24 protein-coding genes and 1 tRNA gene are annotated in these 19,265 nt (G+C 39.1%); all 25 read left to right on the top strand.

Annotated features, from left to right (window positions below; genetic code table 11):
• Nucleotides 1-46: 46 nt before the first annotated feature.
• The 25 genes from H7A25_22300 (at nt 47) to H7A25_22180 (ending at nt 19,259) form a co-directional block, all read left to right on the top strand.
• Nucleotides 47-436 carry a DUF1018 domain-containing protein gene (locus H7A25_22300; protein MCP5502646.1) on the top strand — a complete coding sequence of 130 codons (390 nt, stop codon included), beginning with the start codon at nt 47-49 and terminating at the stop codon, nt 434-436.
• Nucleotides 424-672: a helix-turn-helix domain-containing protein gene (locus H7A25_22295; protein MCP5502645.1), complete on the top strand. Its 249-nt coding sequence runs from the start codon at nt 424-426 to the stop codon at nt 670-672. Before H7A25_22300 ends, H7A25_22295 begins: the two co-directional genes overlap by 13 nt.
• Before the next feature lies 1 nt (nt 673).
• Nucleotides 674-1,477 carry a hypothetical protein gene (locus tag H7A25_22290; protein ID MCP5502644.1) on the top strand — a complete coding sequence of 268 codons (804 nt, stop codon included), beginning with the start codon at nt 674-676 and terminating at the stop codon, nt 1,475-1,477.
• 1 nt (nt 1,478) lies between these two features.
• Entirely contained in the window at nt 1,479-3,113 is a 1,635-nt protein-coding gene (locus tag H7A25_22285; protein ID MCP5502643.1) for a transposase family protein, read from the top strand.
• Nucleotides 3,094-4,035, top strand: a complete 942-nt coding sequence (locus H7A25_22280; protein MCP5502642.1) for an AAA family ATPase — start codon at nt 3,094-3,096, stop codon at nt 4,033-4,035. The genes H7A25_22285 and H7A25_22280 overlap by 20 nt, the downstream gene beginning before the upstream one ends.
• Nucleotides 4,036-4,137: 102 nt before the next feature.
• Nucleotides 4,138-4,431: a helix-turn-helix domain-containing protein gene (locus tag H7A25_22275; protein MCP5502641.1), complete on the top strand. Its 294-nt coding sequence runs from the start codon at nt 4,138-4,140 to the stop codon at nt 4,429-4,431.
• Nucleotides 4,432-4,505: 74 nt separating this feature from the next.
• Nucleotides 4,506-5,048, top strand: coding sequence for a hypothetical protein (locus H7A25_22270; protein ID MCP5502640.1), 543 nt, complete (start codon nt 4,506-4,508; stop codon nt 5,046-5,048).
• On the top strand, nt 5,041-6,645 hold the full coding sequence (locus H7A25_22265) for a phage terminase large subunit family protein (GenBank protein ID MCP5502639.1): 1,605 nt from the start codon (nt 5,041-5,043) through the stop codon (nt 6,643-6,645). The genes H7A25_22270 and H7A25_22265 overlap by 8 nt, the downstream gene beginning before the upstream one ends.
• 33 nt (nt 6,646-6,678) lie before the next feature.
• Nucleotides 6,679-7,887, top strand: a complete 1,209-nt coding sequence (locus H7A25_22260) for a hypothetical protein (GenBank protein MCP5502638.1) — start codon at nt 6,679-6,681, stop codon at nt 7,885-7,887.
• 8 nt (nt 7,888-7,895) lie between these two features.
• Complete coding sequence (locus H7A25_22255) at nt 7,896-9,389, top strand: hypothetical protein (GenBank protein MCP5502637.1); 1,494 nt, start codon at nt 7,896-7,898, stop codon at nt 9,387-9,389.
• Between the two features lie 3 nt (nt 9,390-9,392).
• Nucleotides 9,393-9,575: a hypothetical protein gene (locus H7A25_22250; protein ID MCP5502636.1), complete on the top strand. Its 183-nt coding sequence runs from the start codon at nt 9,393-9,395 to the stop codon at nt 9,573-9,575.
• Between the two features lie 134 nt (nt 9,576-9,709).
• Nucleotides 9,710-10,351, top strand: coding sequence for a hypothetical protein (locus H7A25_22245; GenBank protein ID MCP5502635.1), 642 nt, complete (start codon nt 9,710-9,712; stop codon nt 10,349-10,351).
• A 248-nt stretch (nt 10,352-10,599) separates the two neighbouring features.
• The gene (locus tag H7A25_22240) at nt 10,600-11,631 is read left to right on the top strand and encodes a hypothetical protein (protein ID MCP5502634.1); all 1,032 of its coding nucleotides are present in this window, start codon (nt 10,600-10,602) and stop codon (nt 11,629-11,631) included.
• A 12-nt stretch (nt 11,632-11,643) separates the two neighbouring features.
• On the top strand, nt 11,644-12,015 hold the full coding sequence (locus tag H7A25_22235) for a hypothetical protein (protein ID MCP5502633.1): 372 nt from the start codon (nt 11,644-11,646) through the stop codon (nt 12,013-12,015).
• A gap of 21 nt (nt 12,016-12,036) precedes the next feature.
• Entirely contained in the window at nt 12,037-13,221 is a 1,185-nt protein-coding gene (locus H7A25_22230; protein MCP5502632.1) for a hypothetical protein, read from the top strand.
• Nucleotides 13,222-13,632, top strand: coding sequence for a hypothetical protein (locus H7A25_22225; protein MCP5502631.1), 411 nt, complete (start codon nt 13,222-13,224; stop codon nt 13,630-13,632).
• Nucleotides 13,633-13,638: 6 nt separating this feature from the next.
• A tRNA-Met gene (locus H7A25_22220) sits at nt 13,639-13,710 on the top strand.
• Nucleotides 13,711-13,721: 11 nt separating this feature from the next.
• A complete protein-coding gene (locus H7A25_22215) occupies nt 13,722-14,546 on the top strand; it encodes a hypothetical protein (protein ID MCP5502630.1) in 825 nt (274 codons plus the stop codon).
• Between the two features lie 95 nt (nt 14,547-14,641).
• Entirely contained in the window at nt 14,642-14,926 is a 285-nt protein-coding gene (locus H7A25_22210; protein MCP5502629.1) for a hypothetical protein, read from the top strand.
• On the top strand, nt 14,916-15,788 hold the full coding sequence (locus H7A25_22205) for a hypothetical protein (protein MCP5502628.1): 873 nt from the start codon (nt 14,916-14,918) through the stop codon (nt 15,786-15,788). Before H7A25_22210 ends, H7A25_22205 begins: the two co-directional genes overlap by 11 nt.
• Before the next feature lie 3 nt (nt 15,789-15,791).
• Nucleotides 15,792-16,208: a hypothetical protein gene (locus tag H7A25_22200; GenBank protein ID MCP5502627.1), complete on the top strand. Its 417-nt coding sequence runs from the start codon at nt 15,792-15,794 to the stop codon at nt 16,206-16,208.
• Complete coding sequence (locus tag H7A25_22195) at nt 16,199-16,636, top strand: phage virion morphogenesis protein (protein ID MCP5502626.1); 438 nt, start codon at nt 16,199-16,201, stop codon at nt 16,634-16,636. The genes H7A25_22200 and H7A25_22195 overlap by 10 nt, the downstream gene beginning before the upstream one ends.
• Nucleotides 16,633-17,205 carry a hypothetical protein gene (locus H7A25_22190; protein MCP5502625.1) on the top strand — a complete coding sequence of 191 codons (573 nt, stop codon included), beginning with the start codon at nt 16,633-16,635 and terminating at the stop codon, nt 17,203-17,205. The genes H7A25_22195 and H7A25_22190 overlap by 4 nt, the downstream gene beginning before the upstream one ends.
• Nucleotides 17,206-17,296: 91 nt before the next feature.
• Complete coding sequence (locus H7A25_22185) at nt 17,297-18,802, top strand: hypothetical protein (protein MCP5502624.1); 1,506 nt, start codon at nt 17,297-17,299, stop codon at nt 18,800-18,802.
• 13 nt (nt 18,803-18,815) lie between these two features.
• Nucleotides 18,816-19,259 carry a hypothetical protein gene (locus tag H7A25_22180; GenBank protein MCP5502623.1) on the top strand — a complete coding sequence of 148 codons (444 nt, stop codon included), beginning with the start codon at nt 18,816-18,818 and terminating at the stop codon, nt 19,257-19,259.
• Nucleotides 19,260-19,265 lie beyond the last annotated feature (6 nt).

Raw genomic sequence — 19,265 nt, 5'->3', positions numbered from 1 at the left:
GAAATTGCAGTTTAGCTAAAAAGTTTATAAACTGCGAGGCCGGTGTATGTCAAGCAAAATTACAGAAAATAGACGAAAGCGCGTTGCTAAAATCTTTATTCTTGCAAAAGAGAAAGGTATAGATAACGAACTTTTACATACTATTATATATGAAAAGACTCATAAAGAGTCTATCAAGGATTTAAGCGAAATTGAGTTACTGGAAATCATTGAAGTCCTGAAAGGTGAGAGTAAAAAACAGATAAGACAGAAGTTTTCACAGGATGATTACATCCAGAGTCTTGTCATGAAGCTGAAGGTTGAAAGCCCGGCAGCTTACCTTTCCGGGATTATGAAGCGAATGGGTAAGAGTGACTATTCTGAATTGAGTGTGAAGGATAAATCAAGGATTATTGAGGCTTTAAAGGATATACTAAAACGACAATGCGATACTTAAAAAATGCTAATATTATTCTGAAGCTATTTTTGGAAAATCCGGATAGACACTTCACTTTAAGCGAAATAGCAGTTAAAGCGGATATTCATTACCTTACTGTCAGGAGAATGCTCATTACCTTCGAGGAAGATGGGATTTTGTCGAATAACGGTAAGGCGTATAAATTGTCTCAGACACTGTTAAAACAGTGCTATGACTATTTTAAACTTAACCAAAAATTTTACATGGAGATGTAATATGTCAGAATTAACAGTTTTAGAAAATAATGGAGTGTTGGAAACAGAGGACCCGGAAACGAAAGAAACGATTGTTTTTTCAGGGGATGATTTCGCCCGTTTAACGTTCTGCGAAATGCAGATTGGAATGGGTGCTCATGTGATTGCTACGTCCCTGAAAACTATTCGCGATAGCAAGCTCTATTTGATTCGCGGTTGTGCCAGCATGAAGGAATATGCCTATGAGTATATGAACCTGAGTGATAGAACGGTTCGTAACTACATTCGTCTGGCTGAATCGTTTTCCAGTGCAGAGAAAGTAAAGGCCATTTCCGAAGTTGGAATCACCAAAGCTTTGCAGTTGATTCAGGATCCGGAATTTGTGGAGTCTGCTGAACAGGCAAACGATGCGGAAATCAAGGAGTTGATTCACGGAAGACTGGCTAAAATTGAAAAGATGAATGAAAAAATCAAAAAGGAGAATAAAGAATTAAAAGCCAAATTAGACAAAGAGATTGCAGATAAGAAAAAGGCTGAGGGTAGCTTGCAAAATCTGGAGGATGAAATTGCTCTGGGTAAATTTGAGCCGATTCGTTCCAAAAAAACTGTGATGGCCGGTCTTTTAGAGTTTTATTCGTCCCTGGAGAAATTTGACAATCTGATTCAGAGAAACCAGATTACAGATGACATCGAGGTCCTGACTACTGAGTCCAGTATCTTTGCGAGAATGCACAAGGCTTTAGAGATATTGGAACCTTCTGTAAGTCGTAAGTTGCAGGAACGTGGAGCCATTCAGGATGCCGAGGTAGTTGACGCGGAGGAATAAGATGAGAAAGAAATTGCAGTTTAGCGACGAATTCTTTCGAAACCAGTATATGATTTACTCAGGTCTGAAAACCAATAAAGAGAAAGGGGCGTTTCGCGATGGTTTAATCGAAAACACTCCAGGCCTGACAAGAGACATCTGGTATAGAGGGATTAAAAAATTCAAAGAAGGAAAGAGCGTGAAAACACGCTCTGACCGTGGCAAGCCGAGGGTAGCCTGTGAAGAACAACTGATTCAGGATGTAAAGGTAATAGCAGCTATTAAGTTCGGCCATGCCACTTCTGATTCGGGTAAGATGTATAAAAAAGGCGTTTTTGAGACTACGAAAGACGCTATTTCACTGGCTATAGATAAAGGATTGATAACAAAAAATTATTCAGTATCAACTATGGACTTTTATCTAAGAAAATTTAGTTTGAACGCGGAAGGCATGAAACGTGATAGAGCAGCCATTCATCTAAAAGCCGAATTTTCAAATCAGTGGTTGCAAGTCGATGCCTCTCCGGCTATTTCAATTTACGTTGATGCAAGAGCAAAAGCTAAAAAACTGATTTATGATACTACCTTTAAAGCGGATACTTCCCATGGTAGAGACCGATTGGAACGGTTAGGACTCAGGAGAATCTGGGGTTATCATGTTGTAGATGTTTATTCAAAAGCTTTCGATGTTATTTTCTTTGCTGATAATGGTCTGGGTGAAAATGCAGATGACCTATTGACAGCGATGATTTACTTTATGAACCGGAAACAAAACCGGGAGAATCCTCTTTGCGGTCTGCCACTGAACATTTATTCCGACCCTGGTTCAGGTTTTCGTAGTAAGGCCTTTGCTAATTTCAATTACTACTTTGGAATCAATCACCTTACTCACGAGGCGGGAAGGGCCAATTCGACCGGGGCTGTAGAATCGAGGATTCGTTACAACCAGAGGTTTGAGAGAAAGTTTGGTTTTATGATTCGTAATTTCATGGAACACGAAGACCGATTTGAAGCCTTTAAGGAATTCATGGAAACTGAGGTTGTAAAGTATAACTTTGAAAAAGGGTTTTATTCGAAATGGGAATCAGGACTTACTATGGAACCTGTTTTACCACAGAGACAGGACTTTGTATATGCGAGAACTGAGCCTGAGATTGCCTCTGTAGATGGATTCGGCGAGGTAGTGTTGGATAAAAATAAATACTATGTTTCTCCTGATTTAAAAGGACAGAAAGTTCTTTTGAAACGCAGGTTTTGTAATTTTCCGGTAGCAGTGGATGCCAACAAAATCGAGTATATTTGCCAGAACGAACGCGCCGTGGTTCTCGGTGAGGGATACTATGGCAATAAGAAGACTGACTGGGAACGGAATCGAGAAGAGGTAAAAACCCTGGCAGGTCAAATAAAACGGGGTTTTGCGTTAAGTCCGATTACAGAAAATAACATTTCCGCTGAGGATGTTTTTTTCTCTCTCTGTGAAGATATGGCTATAGGGGCCTCTGAAATTCCGGAGGATATGCAGAGAGAAGCGTTGCTATTTTTTGAATCTCGACTGCGTGAAGAGGGTCAAGTTTCCAAAGAGGATAGAGATTCTATTCAAAAGATTTTTCACATGTATTTAGATAGGAGTGATAGATATGAAACGGCAAGAAGCTAATCAGCAATTATTGGAAATGGGTATTGTTCCTACTGCAAGCTTTGTGGATGTATACAGAAAAGTAAGCTTTGCAGTAAATAAACGTTCTATACTGGTTGTCACAGGTGAGCCGGGTATGGGAAAAACTACCATTAAACGTGTAACTCTCGGACGTTACAAGGAAGATGCATCGGGCTTTATCGTGATTGAACCGGAGGCAGGACTTGTAAGGCAGAAAGATTGCACTTCGGCTATCATGTCTCTCATGATAGATAAAATCATGAATGAACGTCCCAAACGTGATGTGATTTCTAAAGCTGAACAACTAAAACGTGGGCTCGCAGAAACCCATAGAAAGGTGATTCTTTCCATTGATGAGGCTCAGGAACTGGGAATGGATGCCCTTTATGGTATTAAGAAGCTGCATGAACTGGGAGGTGATGTAAGAAGGGAATTTTTATTTGCCATAACCCTATTCGGAAAACCGGTTTTACGAAGTCTTGTCTCTCCTCCTGAGTTAAAAAATAGGGTGACTCTGTATAATATGAAAGCCATTACCAAGGATGAGCTTCACCTTTTCTTACAGATTCATAATATTAGCTTTCAGAAAAAGCAAAGCTTTGACCAGTTTGCTAATGTTTGTGGTTTGATTCCCCTGGAAATTAAAGTTACCTGCTCAGCGATTCAAGCTCTTTCTAAAACAGGCTTGAAAGCCGATGAGGCTTTGAGTCGCTACGTGGCCGGTGATTTGAGTATTTTATTTAAGAAAACAAAATTAAGTTATTCGCAATTGGCTAATATGATTTTTGCAGCTACCGGACGAAACTTTGATAAATCAACCATTGGTAGAGCGATTAAAGGAGAAACGGCAACTCCTGAAGCAGATATGATTCGTAAGTTTGCAGCCGAGAAGGCCAATGAGGTTATGAACGGCGAAGAATAGTTCTATACATTCTATCCCTCCATTATTTTTTTTAGCTCGCAAAGTTTTGCGGGCTTTTTTTTTGCTTGCATGGAAGTCTAAAATATATATAATTGGCACGCTATGCAAACAAAACGAAAGAAAGATGATTCGGCTCAAGTTTTATGGCTTTTCCCTGGAATGGAAAGAGACCCGGAAAAACAAAAACCTAAAAAAGAAATCGACCCCACAGAATTTGACCTGAATCCAAAAGAGGCGGCCAGACTTCTGGGAGTTGCGGAAAGAACCCTGCGGAATTATAGAATTGAAAGACGAATTGCTTCTATAAGAGTCTCACCGCATAAATACAGGTTTTCCTCTAAAGACTTAAAACATTACCTTTCTCTAAATTATAAACCCGCCTTATATTTCGAATAAAATAGAACGAAAAACGGGAATCATCGGCAGGGTCAACCTTGCACTGATTCCTGTTTTATGCCATGCTCCTATGTATGGCTTACTCAGAAGAACAAAAGAACCGCGCCTTTGATATATATTTCGAGACCGGCGGTAATTTAAGTTTAACCAGAAAAACTCTTTTAAAAGAGGGGATTAAACTTCATGTTCAAACCCTGAAAGCCTGGAGTGTAGAAAAAAACATACACGGGAAGGACTGGGAAGAACGACGGGATGAAATTCGGAAACGTTCTCTCGTTTTATCGGATAGAGCTTTAGCTGAAAGACAATCCAAAACCATTGAAAATTTAATGGATATGGAGGATTATCTGATTTCGCAGTTGCGTAAGGCAAAAACCGGAACTTCTTCTGATGTGGCTAATGCCTATTTAAAAGTGATTACCAAGCGGGATGAAATGCTCGGAATCGATATGGCCTCCCAAAAAGCCAAGGAAGCTGTGGATAGATTAATTACAGCCTTGAAAGAGCATCCGGTTATTGGTCCTGTATTTGAAAAGCACTGGCCTGACATTCTTGAGTATATGCGAACCCTGGACAAGGTTAAAACGGTAAAAAAGGCAAAGCGTAAAAATGGATGAGATTTTTGAACATTTTCAGAAAGCCGGTTCTTTAAGCTTTCGTAAATTAGAGGTTTTAGATTGGATTTATCAGAATTTCAAAGTTTACGATTCCGGGAAGTGGAAGGAATTTAGCTTTGATAAACACGAACCTTTGAAAGAGCTTTACGAGTTCTGGCAACATCCACACTTAACCATCCGAAAAGGGGTTCAGGTTGGTGTAACTACCTACGGGATTGCTCGCAGTCTCTATGCAGGGGATAGAATGGGCATAGCAACGGCCTATTTTTTCCCGACAAATACGCATTCTGAAATTTTTGTAAATTCAAAATTTACTCCTACAGTAAATTTATCAGAGTATCTGAGCTCGTTAAAAAAAGAGGATGATACGGATAATAAGCGTTTAAAAATATTTAAAAACTTTTATATTCATTTTGGAGGGGTAGAGTCTGCAACGAATGTGCGTTCGATTACGGTTGACCACCTGGTAAAGGATGAAGTAGATGAAGCCAATCAGGAAAATTTGAAATTCGCTGATGACAGGCTTTTGCACTCTCAGTTTGGCTGGATTACGGAATTATCCCAGCCAACTCTACCTGAATTTGGGATAGATGCCAGTTTTAAAAAATCGGATCAGAGATTCTGGGGAATCAAGTGCAGTAAATGCCGAACTGATAATTTTATAGATGAAACCTTTCCTGAGTGCATCGTGTTTCACAGGGGTTCTGTGTATTATGGATGTATTAAATGCCGAAAACGTTTGGATGTAGCGAACGGAAGATGGATTCCGAAATTTAAAGACCGCTCCAAGTTTCACAGGGGTTATCATCTCTCCCAGTTAATCTGTAGTTTCAGGACTCCCGAACAGATATATAAACAATACAGCGAATTAGATGGAACGACAGCCAAAAAAAACTTTTCTATTTCCGTTCTGGGAATGCCATTTGCTACACCCGGTCAGGTTCCTATTACACTGGAAGTAATCAAAAGAGCCGAAAGAGATTTTGGCATGGAAGAAAGATATAACGCGTCTTACTTCGGTATGGATGTTGGAGATAAGTGCCATATCGTTTTTGGACATTATTACAAAGGGGCTTTGCGGGTTCACTGGGTAGAGGAAATTGATGCGGATAACGAAAACGGGATTATCCGTTTAATTAATAAGCATAAAATACTCGGAGGAGTTGTAGATGCCATGCCCTATAAAACCTTAAGCAAAAACATAGCCCGCTCTTTCCGTGGTCGCGTTTGGATTCAATATTTTAAGAATGATACACTGAAAACAGGGTTAGAAGGGGAAGATGAAAACGAGGTTTTAAAGGTCAATATTAACCGAACAGAGTCTCTGGATGAAACCTGTGATTTATTAAAAGAAGCTAAAATTGAGCTTCCTGCTATGAAAAATGTTCCTGCCGAATTATCCGAGAGGTATAGCCAGTTTCGGACTCATCTTTTACACCTGACCAAGGAACCTGTAGAAAGAGCCAATGGGGTTTTAGAATATCAATATAAACGAAAAGCACAGAATCACTTCGGCATGGCTTTAAATAGTATGGTAGTTGCGTATAAACTTTCTAAAAATAATCGGGTGAGTGGAATCGAGCCCGTCTGGATGTGAGGATTCATGTTTAATTATATTAAAAGATTCTTTATGAAGAAACGAGCTACATTGTCTATCCCTGTTGAAAATCAGAGTTCTGAAAATTACACGGTAGGCGAGATTAACCCGCTTATTCCTTACGAATTTTTAGACTTTTTAGAGGAGCTGGTTTTGACCAATCCGGATTTTTCACAGACAGTAAAACGAACTGTTCAGCTCGGAAACACCGGGCACTATGTAGAGTTTGATGGTTTAAAAGACTCAATGCAAGAAAAGGCTACTGAGTCCATTGAAAATATGGCAGCCAGTATTTTTCAACCCTCTGCCGGTATGGATGGCCTGGTTAATGTTCTATTTCGGCAGATTCTGGTTAAGGGAGCTATTTCCTGTGAATTCGTTCCCTCGAATAAATTTGACAGGATTGATAAGGTGGTAATGGTTCCTGTAAAATCTATCCGGTTTCATTTTGATGGTTCCAATTTTCTTCCCTTTCAGATGGTGAACGGAAGAAATGTTCCTTTGAATACAAACCAATACATGTATGTTCCACTTTTACAGCAGGAAAATTCACCCTATGGAATTCCTCCCTTTCTATCGGCTATGAACCTCGCATTTCTCCAGAAGGATAGTTTGAATGATGTGAAAAACATTATTCGCAAGTATGGACTTCTGGGTTTTGTATTCGCAAAGCGTAAATTACCCTTCAATGAATCGAACATGGCTCCTGAAGAATTCCAGGCTTACCTGAGACGGGACTTGCAAAACTTTGCTGATAATTTTAGGAAAAACTTTTCCTCCGGGGCCGCGGTTGCCTATGATGATGTAGATATTTCTCATCATACCATTACTAATGATGCAAAGGGAGCTACGGATATTTTCCAGCTCGTTGAACAGCAAATTGCCAGCGGTCTGGATATAGACCCTTCCCTTTTGGGTAGAACCTATTCAACTACGGAAACCTATGCCGGTGTAGTCTATCACGCTTTTCTGGCTAATCTTTCGAATATTAGAAGATTAGTAAAACGAGTATTGGAAAAGATTTATTACCAGCATTTGCTTTTTCAGGGTTTTAATTTGAAACGGGTGACTGTGAGTTTTAACCCGGACAGGGCTTTAGATCCGAAAGCGGAGATTGAAGCGACGAAACTGGAAGTAGAAACTGTATTATTAAAATTGAATGCGGGTATTATTGATTTAGATACCGCTGCCCGTGAATTAGGGTATGAGAAAGCCACAGGGTTAGCCGGAAAAAAGATTTAACGCGGCATTTGTCGCGTAGTCATTCTCATCTTTCTGTCTGGCCACAAAACGAAAGGGCTATTTACCAGGCTATAGAGGACAACTTTGCCTCGCATTTCTTTTCTGAGTATGAAGCCGCTGTAGATGCTCTTCTCTCTGAAATTTCTAAATTAGATATTTCAAAGGAAAACTTTTCAAAGCTTGTTCTGGATAAAATCGAAACCGAGCTGGGTCTTTCGTTTCCGAGAAAAATTGAAAAACAGTTTCTGGATGCTCTTGAAAACGCCTGGAAAGATGGACAGAACTATGATAATCCGAATTCGGACACGACAGTTCCTAGAGCTGATTTTAATAAAAATGTTACGTCTTTCTTTCAGAATGTTTTGAAAACGGATGTGGGAGGTCAGTTTTCTTTAGCCAAGAATCAATTTGAAGATACAATCAATGAGGCTTTGAAAACAGGGAAAACTTCTGAGGTAATTAAAGCTTTAGAAGAGAAGTTACTTGGCAGGAAGGTCAAAGGCGAGCTTGACCCGAACTCAGAACTCAGGGGTAAGCTCGATTATATTGTTCGTGATAATATTTTGCGGTCGAGAAACTTCTCGCGTATAGAGCGTTTTTCCGCTGTGGGTGTAACTCGCTTAGAAATTGTGGCTGTTATAGATAGGAAGACAAGTCACATCTGCATTGCCATGCACGGCAAGACTATCGAGGTTTCTAAGGCTGTGAGCTGGGTGAAAGAGTTTGTTTCGGATGACCCGGCGCGTGCGGGGTTCTGGCAGGAAAGAAAAAATCCGACCGAAGCCCAGGCAGAGGCCCTGGACTTGAAACGCATGACAGGCGATGAAGCCTTTGAGCTTTTAGGAAATAAACTACCACCATATCATCCCCGCTGCCGAACCACAGTCGTCGCAAGCTTTGATAGTTTTGTAAAGGCCAATTCTATTGAAGAGGCTGAACAATTCGCTATTAATCAGGGACTGGCTAAAAAAGTGAGTTATAAAGACTTACCTCTTTACGTGGCAAATGAAGTAAATGAACAACTGCTAAGCTTAAGAGGAAAATATGGAAAGACGTATGAGGAAATCATTTCAATGAATTGTGATACCATAGTGAAAAGGAAAGATGGATCTGAAAGGATAAAAAGACCAATGATGCAATCAAGTAGTTCGGTATTGAGACTTAACTATTCCTATTTTGATTTTAAAAAACTTGACACTCTTGAAAAGTTAAATCAGTCTATATTAAAGGAAGGTTCTAAACGTTTTTGGAACGCAGAAAACTTTAAAGATCTTGTAAACCATGAGTTTGGACATAAATTGACTTTAGGAAAGTATTCAAAACTCAGCAAAGGAAAAACCCTGAAAGAAAAAGAAAATCTGGTTGGAAAAGAGTTTGATACCAGTATATATAGCACTATTGATGGAAAAGAAAGGTTAGCAGAAATTTTCGTGTTGATTGAGCAGGGAAAAAAACTGGATAAGAAGTTTATTACAGAATTTAATAAATACATGGAGAAATAGAATATGATTATAGACCCTTACTGTTATGATTGTAAACATTTTATCGATGACGATTCTACAAAATTTCATTGTAAAGCCTTTGATGGTATTCCTACAGAAATATTATTAGGTAAAAATGACCACACGTCTCCCTATCCGGGTGACAACGGTATTCAGTTTGAACCGAAAGAGGATGAAGGCTCTTGACTTTCCAGTATTTATAAAAATACTGTGTGAATGGAGAAAAAAGAAGACTTATCAAACCCTGTAATCAAACAGATAAAAGAAACTGAAAAAACAGGTCAATCCACATCTAAAGATACAAAGACAAAACCAGAAAAATGAGTCCTGAAATTATTGTCAGTTTAACAGTAAGTATATTGATAAACCTCGGTTTTGGATATCGATGGCTAAGGGAGTTAAAAAAAATGAATGCAGAAATTACTAAAATCAGTTACGAGAATGAAAAACTATCAGCAGAGGTTTTGAAACTAAAACATGAAATTTCTAAAGAGAAAATTGAGAAAGCCATTTTGCTTGCTAACTTAAAAAAAGAGTATAATCAAATTATTATTTCGATTACAGATAAGAAAAAAGAATTTAACAAAATCCTTGAATCCAAAATTAAGAGTCGTGAAAAAAAACTATCCGAGTTATGGGAATCTATCGACTCTGATATTTTTGTTTTACAGCTTCCCTCCTTAAATCAAATGTCATGGATAGCTGATTATTTTTTTATGGATGATGATATAAGAAGAGAAGACTTTTTAATGGATACTATTATTCCATCTCTTATACTATTGAAAGTTCATTTTGAAATATTTAATAAACCAGAGATTCTCTCACTTTGCAAGAAAGATGAAACAATGCTCATGAGGTATGACATTCAGAGCGTTTACCGGTTTATAGAAAATACATCAGATTCAAAAAACAAAAAAGAAGCATTCAACTATTTTAATGTTCTGAATTTTACAGAAGTATAAAACTCGAAAATAAAGGCATTTTTGGCCTTACCCTACTCATTACACCCCTTTGCCTTCCTGCAACGCTCTGCAACGCCTTATATGCAGAATTTAGTATATTTTAAAGACCTTTTAAAACATAGTAAGACAAGGAACGGTAGCAACCGTTCCCCACAAAAAGATAATAAAAAAAAATAAGACGAAAAACAGGAATCATCGGCAGGGTCTACCTTGCAGGATATTCTGTGTTATGTTATCACTATTCCATAATGAAACGAGAGTTTTTCAAAATCAATGATAACTTTACTGCCTGGCAGAGTAATTCAGCACAGGGAGGATATGTTCGGCTTCGAGCCAATAATCTGTATACAAAATCTGAACCGGTTGAAGATGATCCTTCGGAGGTTCGCCTTCAGGAAGCCATTCCAAAAAATGAAAATGCAGAATCCATAATCGTTCCCTTTCGAATGCTTACGGCAAGTTTGATTGAAGGTCACTGGTTGGACTTCACAGAGAAAGGTCTTTTGGAAAAGTCTGTGGATAAGTTCAAAAATGTAACAATCTATACAGACCATTATACCTCGGTTGATAACTGGGTCGGTGTGGCTTTGAATGCACACTTTATTAAAGACGGGATTGATGCGGATTTCAAAATTGATTCTGTCAAAGCACCTATGATTGCGAGGGGTCTTACAATCCAGCCGCCTGCCATTCATTCCTGTTCAGTGGGTATTTTCTTTGAGGCTGAAATGTCTCATCCCCAGTTTAAACGCTGGGAATTCTGGGATAGACTCGGAGAGGAAATTGATGGGGAAATTGTTCGTTTTATAGTTAAGAAAATCGTTGAAGTCCCGGAGGTCTCGCTGGTGTATTCCGGAGCCGACCCAAGGGCAAGGCGTAGTTTTATAAAAGATTTGGAGTTAGAGTCTATGACCAAAGAAGAACAATTTAATAAGCTCTGCACAGCCCTTGGGATTAAAGAGGATGATGACCTGGAAAAGTTGATTCCTGAGTTGAAGGAAAAACTTGGTATGTCTGAGAAAATTCTGGAAGAAATGCGCAGTGAAACCTTGAAAACCTACAGGGCTTTTGCCCAGGATAAGGCCAGAGAGTCAACTGTCAGGTTGATTGAGTCGGCAGACTTTTCTACATTGGAAGGTTTGAAAAACGAATATGCCGCTATGCTGGAAGAGCGTTTCCCGAAAAACCAGAATGGAAACCGTCAATCCTCGGAAACGGAAATTCCTCCCGGAACTACTGTTCGGGAAGAATTTGTAAACTTTGAGAACTACAGTATTTAGGAGAAAAGAAATATGGAAGGTTTTATAGTAGAGAGCACAGGCTTAATTCATCCTACGATTCTGGCCTGTTCACATGATGGGAGTCTTACAGATTCTCACATCGGGAAGTTTGTAAAGCTCAGCGGAAACATGGCAGTTTCCCTTTGTGCGGATAGTGAAGTTCCCTGGGGTCAAATTGTCACCCTGGAAAAAGGCTCTAATGTTGTCGGGGTTCAGGTTGCGGGAAGTATGGAAGCTATGTATTCGGGAACGGATCCGGTAGCCGGGAAAGAAAATTTTCTCTGTGATGTAAATGGAGATTTGAAAATTGGTGTGGGGGCCGTGTTTACAGTGTTGTCTGTAGATGCTACCAATAAAAAAATCAGCCTTCTGAAAAACTATTAGGAATTATTAGGAGAAAATAAAATGGAAAAATTACCAAAAATCTTTATCGGTCTACTGTTATTCTTTCTTTTCTTTACCTGTGGTAAACAGGAAAAATCACCTGAATTGCTGGTTGGACTTGGGGCTACGAGTGTGATTGCTCTCAGGCGAGAGGATGTTCCTGACTTGAAACTTTCGATGGAACTTTTTCAAACAAGACGTGATGGGAAAAAATTGAGCTTTTTAGAGGCTCTTACCGAGCAAGAAAAAAAAGCAGGTTTCGTTCCTAATGCAGAACTGTCCACGGTATCTGATGCCTGGACAAGGCAGGTGTATAAAGCGGGTATAGATTTAAAATCCAGTGCAAGCCTTGTAGAACAGTTTTTTTCCTCCGATAGCAATCGGGTTTTGTTCCCGGAGTATATTCGGCGAAAAATTGAAGAAGGAATGCGTTTTGGAAAGAGGTATTTGAATCCTGAAGATGTATATGGTGTCAAAACGGAATTGGATGGGGTTCCCGGTATGCAGCAAAGTTTGATTTTCGATGAAGATAAAACTAAGCTGGCTCTCATAGCACAGGGTTCTGAATTTCCTAATGTATCTGTGAATATGGGAGAAAAACCGATTGTCCTTTTCAAAGCCGGTAGAAAGGTCACCTTTACCTACGAGGCACTTCGCAGAAGTTCTCTTCTCAGAGCCGGACTTTTCTTCTCTGCTATCGGAAACCGTATCGGCAGACAGATTACAAAACGAGCCCTGGAGGTAATCGAAAAAGGCGATGGAAATGCGGCGGCGCTTACTCCTAAAGAGACAGCAACTACTACCTGGAAGTATTCGGATGTAGTTCAGTTTCTTTACGGCGACTTTGATGAAGGATATGAGCCAAGCCATGTAATTGTAAACCGGAAATTTTTCGTGAAGATTTTCACTGACAATACGAACTTTCCCCAGTTTCAAAGTCCGGGTATTCTGGAAAAATTCTTAAGAACCGGTGAACAGGAAGACCTTTTAGGTGTTATCTGGAAAATACATCCTGACATTCCGGATGATACAATCTTTGCCTTTAACAAGAAAGAATGTCTGGAATACTACGAGGAAAAGAATTCGGCTATCGTGGAAACGGATAAAATCATCTCCAACCAGACAGAGATTGGAACTATTTCCAGAAACCTTAACTTTGGAATCATCGATGCAAAAGCCAGGGGAATTAAAAAGCTGAAAGCGTAAATGTATAACACCTTAGAAGATTTAAAAATTCTCTGCGGTAAGAAGCCGGACGCTATGGGAATGGATGATGTGAATCCACTCAGCACAGGAAAAACTGAGTGGGTAACCTTTCTCGAATCAGCTTCTGAGTTTGCTCTGAACAAGATTCTTTACTGGGGCTTTCAAACGGCCCCTGTTGAACGATTAAAGCAGGCTGAGGTCTGGCTGGTTAAGGCCTTTTTAGCTGAGGAAGAATATTACAGAAGTTTAAATGATGTGGCCAGTATTTCTTTGGTTGGTGTTCAGAGTATAACGACTCGTTCCATGAAACCAAATGAGTTTAATTCTGTAGTAAAATCGTTTATGGATAAGGCCTATTCTATTTTGTCGGAATATGCCAGTTCATCGAGAGATTATGTCGTTGTAGTATAAAAATAATGCGGGGTAGTTCAACGGTAGAATGTTAGACTCATGCTCTAAATGTTGCGGGTTCGAATCCCGTCCCCGCCATACAGGTAAAGATGCAGAATATAAAACATAAATTGATTTCTGATACAATGACGACAGCTCTATGGATTATTGCCTATATTTTTGTTGTTCCGCTTTTCTATTATATCAAACGGAAATTACAAAATACTAAAACTTACAATATCATAAGCTTCTGGTTTTATCATAAAAAGTTACTAAATCATCGTGTATTTGAAAAAATAAAAAATCTAACCTCTATTCGAATCCCATTTAATGTGATAAGCCTTGGTAAAAAAATTGCTTTTGGTGATATGCTGGAATTAGAGGCAAGATACCTCGAAATGTTTTTAAAAATTTTCACTCTTAAAATCATACGAAATAATGATTATGGATACATAAAGAATTTTATATATTATTTGAAATACACAGAGTTAATGAATTCTAAACAGCTAATATTGCAATTATTAACAGATTATGAGGAGCATGTAAAGCTATTACCTATACTGATGATTTCTGAACTTTCAGAAAATATTGAAATCAGGCAGGTTGACCTTATCAAATATATAAGGTCCAGATACGAGACTTTGGAAATTTCTGAAATTGAAATAATGAATATTAAGCAAGAGATTAAATACAGGAAAATGAGACGCTTGATTAATAAATATGAGGAAATGATGACAGTATACCGCTGCCAGATAATTAAAAATTTAGCCTGTCAATTAGAGTCTGACAAACCTCCTCATGTTTTATTAGAAGATGTTTTTACAAATAGTTTTTTGCCGGTCATTTTAAATGCGCAGGAAACTATTGCTATGAAAATAAATCAGTTAAATGGGGAGTTTAAAACTTTGGTTTATAAGGGTCATAAACTAATATAAGGAGAGTTAAATATGGATCCACGTTATGAAATTTTAATGTATTGGGTTGGTGCCATGATGCTAATTATGGCCTTCGCCTATTTTGTGAGGAAGACATGACTGATAAATTGGATACTATAGCTGAAAGAATTTACGCAAATTCTTTTTGGTTTATAGTTGTGTTAATCATAATAGCAACTTTAGGGACTGCTATCGTAAGAACGTTTTCAGGTAAATCAGATCTGATTTTAGTGCCAAAAGAAATTTTGAGTTTTATTGAGCACGTGCTCTGGGTATTTGCGGTTCCTGTGAGCTTACGAATTGCAGGTGAGAACGTGAAGTATTTAGCTATGATAAGAACCGGGAAAAATGTAGAACAAGGAGATTCAAATGCAACTTAACCTAGAAACAATATTACCCATTATCATTGGAATTGTGACTGTAATCGGAAACCTGATAGTTGCCTATCAGCGAAAAGGCTCTTTGACGGCTGTGGATGTTCTGACAGGTGTTACGACACTTTTCAAACCTCGTGACCCGATAGCTTCCAATCCGGATTCGGTTCACTCCAATGCTGTAGTGAAGGTAGAAGAAAAACCACGTTTTATTTATCCATCTCAGGATCCAGAGAACTACAAGTCAGTGGATGGTTTTAGAAAAATTTCTACCGGTGAACTCTATCAGGATTTGCCTGTAAAAGAAAAATTCTCTTTGCATACAATTGTAAAAGAGATTGCAGATGAGATAAATAATACATATAAACCCTTCAGCGATATGCTTGGAAAAAGGATTATCGAACTGGCAACAAAAAACGATATTGCGAATACCTTATGTTGGATTAATATTGCCATTTTAATTGCCAATCAGATACGGGTAAATTCAGGTCAGAATGCCTTTGATATAAAAAATGCCCTGAAACGAATCTGGGGGACTGATTCCGTAGGCTGGTTTAAAAATGAAGCCGGTGTATTTATACCGGGGACAACCCTATACACTCCTAAAATTTATGAAGCTCTTTTAGGTAGAGAGGCTATAATCAAAAGGTATGAGAACAACCTGATGGATGTGATTACTCAGAATCCAGAAAAACTCTTGCATTTACGGCTCGATAAAACACCACACTCAACCGGTATAGTTTATCATGATAACCGGGTTCATATTGTTGATACGGCTGTCCGTTCTAGAAATACAGACATCAAGTCTATTGAAGCAAATGAAACCATATTCGGTAAAAAGATTTCTTTCTTAGAAGTTGTGAGTTAAGCCATGCTACCCATTGAAGTGCGATTAAAGCAAAGTTTTGATGTTCACGCAAAAGATGTGGTGACACTTTTAAAACCTGTTTCCAAAACAGGCAGGGTGAAAGCTACGGCAAAAACCGTGTATGAATTGGATGGGACTTTAATCGGACTCTGGGTAGATACAGAAAATGAGGATAAACAGAATATAGGAGAAATCCAATATACGAAAGCAAAGTTCTATTGCAGACGCTATATTTATCCTGAGCAAATTACCCAGGAATATCGAATGTTTAAGGGTTTGTTGAATGACATATCAGAGCTGAATTTGAGTCTAAGCTTTATGATAGATGGAATCCGAACCTTATCGTTGAAAGGATATCAGTATGGAGTTGTAGTTTTTGATTTGAGCCTTGAACCAAAAGGGGGACGTGTATGGGTTTAACGTATACAGATACTTTCGGACCTGTATTGCTAAATGCAATTGCCGGACTTGATGCTCAATTGGAAAGAGCCACGGAAAAAAATGCCATGCTTTTACAGGCTAACCTTATCAAGGGAATTCGGAATCAGAAATACAGAAGCCAGTGGCCGGACTTGAAACCGAAAACGATAACGCAAAAAGAGAAAAAAAATCTGTCGAACCTGATACTCGTAGGAACCGGCGATTTAAGTTCCTCCTTTGAGGTAGCAAAGGTTTCCGGAAAAGTATTTCAAGTTGGAACGAATAACCCGTATGCACGAGCTCATGAGTTTGGCTATGCTCCACGGAAGATTCCTGCCAGACCGTATTATCGTCCTGCCTGGAATGATAGCCTGGAAGGCATGAAGGAAAACTGGAGAGAAGCCTTTAGGAGAGGTTTAAGTCTATGAGAAAAGCCCATATTGATTATTTAAAAGCCCTGGCTGCGTCTATCACGCTGAATGGAGAGAATCCATTTGGTTCTGATAATTTCTATGAGATTCAACCGCCGCTGGATAGCTTCCAGGAAAAAGCTCCCTTCTGTGTGATTGGATATAATGCTGTGAATAATGTTTTTTACTCCGGAAGCAGACCCTCTGAAAGAATCGTTATTCAGAATGAATCCAATAAAACCATTGCCTTATTAACGAAAATCATAAATCAAAGTTTTTTATACCAGTTAGATTTCTGGCTGAATTCACCTGATGATGATATTCTATCTGATATTACGAATATGGGAATTATTGATCAAAGTCTGGTTTATTTATATGACCGATTGAAATTTACAAGGGATGAATATTCGATTCCTATAAAAGTTGAAGTGAATGCAGGTCAGTCAGGAATTATTACAGACCCTGCCGGAGAATTAGGTTTGTATAAAATATATCTTGAAGTTATTTTTTTAGATGGCATTTATAAAATTGAAAACAGGGAAACCCTGGCAGGGGTTCAATTTACTGCCAGTTTTAAAATAAAATAAGACGAAAAACGGGAATCATCGGCAGCGTCTACCTTGCAGGATGAATTGATTTTTGATACTGTAGATTCATCTGAAATAGGGAGAAAGATGAATGCCTACAGCCAGCGTTACAACTACTCACCAATCGGGCGGTCTGACTTTTAGTGATGTGATTCCTGACAGGGTTCACGGGAAAGTTGGTGTAGCCGAAACCGGTGAAGTTAATAAAATCTATTATATCCAAAATCTTAAACAGGCAGAGAATATATTCGGTCGAGGTCAATTAATTGATTCTCTCAAGCAATACTTTGAAGAGTTTGATGAAGAGCTCGGACAGAAGCCGGTTCCACTTCTCTGTGTTCGTCCTGATAATGATATTCCAGGGATTGTCGCCACACCTACACTGGAAGGAAGCGGACTGGCTACAATAGCCATTAATGGCAGTCCTTCAGGAAGTCGTTCTGTTAAAATCAAAATTACAAAAGCCGGGGCCGGTGGTATTGCTGAATATCGAAAGTCGGTAGATGGTGGTCTTAGCTATGGAGCACCACTTGTAACCCCTGTCAGTGGTGCGTCTATCAATCTGGATGTGGGTGTAAGTGCAACTTTCACAGATGATGTAACGAGTCCTGAGCAAACCTTTGCACTGGGAGATGTCTGGTCTTTTGAGATTTCCGGGCCTGCCGCTTCCAACTCTTCCAGACTTGCCGCCTTTGAAGCTTTCAAACAGGAATACAGGGTTTACTGGATTCATCTTCTGGGAGGTGTGGACAGAAATTTTGCCGTCTCCCTGGACTCTGTTTTGCAGGTTATGGAAACCGAGTTAAATCAGCCAATTTTTGCTGTGCTTGAGGGAATGAGCTTCGATGAAGCCGAGGCCAAGAAAGGTTCGGACTTTGCTGACATTGCAGAATACCTGCAATACATTGCCGATGAGTATGACCCGTTTTTCTCTGACAGGGTTTGCATTGTTGCATCTGAGGGTCGTTATATTCCGGGTGGTATCGCAAATGCCGGTGGTTATGAAGTTGTCCTGGCATCTGAGATTCCCCTGGGTGAGTGGAGAAATGCAGCGACTCTACTAACAGCCAAAATTGCTTCCGGTGCTCCCAATGTTTCTGCTGCCTATGTGCGAGAAAAACGCAGTCTTACAATGTCGGAAATTCGTTACTGGAAAGAAGGTTATCAGGATTACATGGACTTACTCCATGATATGAGGCTCACCGTTTTAAAAGAGTATAACGACTATGATGGAATTTTCATTGCCAGAGACAGGATGAAGTCAGGGCCTGATTCGGATTTTGTGGAAATCCCTGAAAGAAGACGGGCAGACAAAATGCACAGGATTGTGTATCGTGAGTCACTGCAATTTTTAAATCAGGATACGAATATTGGTTCAGGTAGCGGAGGAATCAAATATATTCAGGCAGTTGCAGATGCTGCGGTTTCGTCTTCGATGGAAGTTTCAGGAAGGCAGGAAATCTCAAAGCATGAAATTATTTTTGATCCTGATAAGGATTTTTCTCAGACAAAAATCCTAAAAGCCAAGTTGAAAATGTTTATTGCAGGACGTATTAAAGCAATTGAATGGACAACATCGTTTGCCGTTACGCAATAAAGGAGATGTATGAATGAATAATCCAAATTGGGGGATAGAAGTCCTCCCGGAATCATTAAACTGGGAAAATTTTAAGCTGACCTTATATGGAAATCAAATTGTAAAATTTTCCAGTTTTGAATTTGAAGAGAAAGCAGATATTGCTATTGTTTATGGTGCCAGTGGGTTACCTACAAATTGGACAAAGAAGAAAACTGAATTTGATGCTAAATGTGCTTTGCATTTAGATGAGTTAAAAGTTCTTACAACCTTAGCCGCTCCTTTTGGAGGGATGTTGACTATGTTACCTCCAGCTCCATTAACTGCTGATTGTGTGGCTGCTGGAATTTCTTACGGCCTTGTAATTCCAGCCATTAAGTTTAAAACAGTGAAATATGTTTTTAAACAGGGAGATGATAAGGTAGAAGTTCCATTGGATTTAGCTGTCTTAGGTTTTCCAAGAATTACAATGTTATAAGAATAG

The organism is Leptospiraceae bacterium, from assembly GCA_024233835.1.
Classification (GTDB): Bacteria; Spirochaetota; Leptospiria; order Leptospirales; family Leptospiraceae; genus JACKPC01.
The sequence above is the reverse complement of the archived record's forward strand: the minus strand, read 5'-3'. Positions and strand labels throughout refer to the sequence as shown.

Excerpts from the sequence above, each read along its gene's own strand:
- H7A25_22210 (MCP5502629.1), top strand. The coding sequence starts at position 14,642 with ATGACTGATAAATTGGATACTATAGCTGAAAGAATTTACGCAAATTCT.
- H7A25_22285 (MCP5502643.1), top strand. The coding sequence starts at position 1,479 with ATGAGAAAGAAATTGCAGTTTAGCGACGAATTCTTTCGAAACCAGTAT.
- H7A25_22270 (MCP5502640.1), top strand. The coding sequence starts at position 4,506 with ATGGCTTACTCAGAAGAACAAAAGAACCGCGCCTTTGATATATATTTC.
- H7A25_22205 (MCP5502628.1), top strand. The coding sequence starts at position 14,916 with ATGCAACTTAACCTAGAAACAATATTACCCATTATCATTGGAATTGTG.
- H7A25_22180 (MCP5502623.1), top strand. The coding sequence starts at position 18,816 with ATGAATAATCCAAATTGGGGGATAGAAGTCCTCCCGGAATCATTAAAC.
- H7A25_22245 (MCP5502635.1), top strand. The coding sequence starts at position 9,710 with ATGAGTCCTGAAATTATTGTCAGTTTAACAGTAAGTATATTGATAAAC.
- H7A25_22275 (MCP5502641.1), top strand. The coding sequence starts at position 4,138 with ATGCAAACAAAACGAAAGAAAGATGATTCGGCTCAAGTTTTATGGCTT.
- H7A25_22200 (MCP5502627.1), top strand. The coding sequence starts at position 15,792 with ATGCTACCCATTGAAGTGCGATTAAAGCAAAGTTTTGATGTTCACGCA.
- H7A25_22240 (MCP5502634.1), top strand. The coding sequence starts at position 10,600 with ATGAAACGAGAGTTTTTCAAAATCAATGATAACTTTACTGCCTGGCAG.
- H7A25_22225 (MCP5502631.1), top strand. The coding sequence starts at position 13,222 with ATGTATAACACCTTAGAAGATTTAAAAATTCTCTGCGGTAAGAAGCCG.
- H7A25_22300 (MCP5502646.1), top strand. The coding sequence starts at position 47 with ATGTCAAGCAAAATTACAGAAAATAGACGAAAGCGCGTTGCTAAAATC.
- H7A25_22290 (MCP5502644.1), top strand. The coding sequence starts at position 674 with ATGTCAGAATTAACAGTTTTAGAAAATAATGGAGTGTTGGAAACAGAG.
- H7A25_22295 (MCP5502645.1), top strand. The coding sequence starts at position 424 with ATGCGATACTTAAAAAATGCTAATATTATTCTGAAGCTATTTTTGGAA.
- H7A25_22250 (MCP5502636.1), top strand. The coding sequence starts at position 9,393 with ATGATTATAGACCCTTACTGTTATGATTGTAAACATTTTATCGATGAC.
- H7A25_22230 (MCP5502632.1), top strand. The coding sequence starts at position 12,037 with ATGGAAAAATTACCAAAAATCTTTATCGGTCTACTGTTATTCTTTCTT.
- H7A25_22185 (MCP5502624.1), top strand. The coding sequence starts at position 17,297 with ATGCCTACAGCCAGCGTTACAACTACTCACCAATCGGGCGGTCTGACT.
- H7A25_22190 (MCP5502625.1), top strand. The coding sequence starts at position 16,633 with ATGAGAAAAGCCCATATTGATTATTTAAAAGCCCTGGCTGCGTCTATC.
- H7A25_22235 (MCP5502633.1), top strand. The coding sequence starts at position 11,644 with ATGGAAGGTTTTATAGTAGAGAGCACAGGCTTAATTCATCCTACGATT.
- H7A25_22260 (MCP5502638.1), top strand. The coding sequence starts at position 6,679 with ATGAAGAAACGAGCTACATTGTCTATCCCTGTTGAAAATCAGAGTTCT.
- H7A25_22280 (MCP5502642.1), top strand. The coding sequence starts at position 3,094 with ATGAAACGGCAAGAAGCTAATCAGCAATTATTGGAAATGGGTATTGTT.
- H7A25_22265 (MCP5502639.1), top strand. The coding sequence starts at position 5,041 with ATGGATGAGATTTTTGAACATTTTCAGAAAGCCGGTTCTTTAAGCTTT.
- H7A25_22195 (MCP5502626.1), top strand. The coding sequence starts at position 16,199 with ATGGGTTTAACGTATACAGATACTTTCGGACCTGTATTGCTAAATGCA.
- H7A25_22215 (MCP5502630.1), top strand. The coding sequence starts at position 13,722 with ATGCAGAATATAAAACATAAATTGATTTCTGATACAATGACGACAGCT.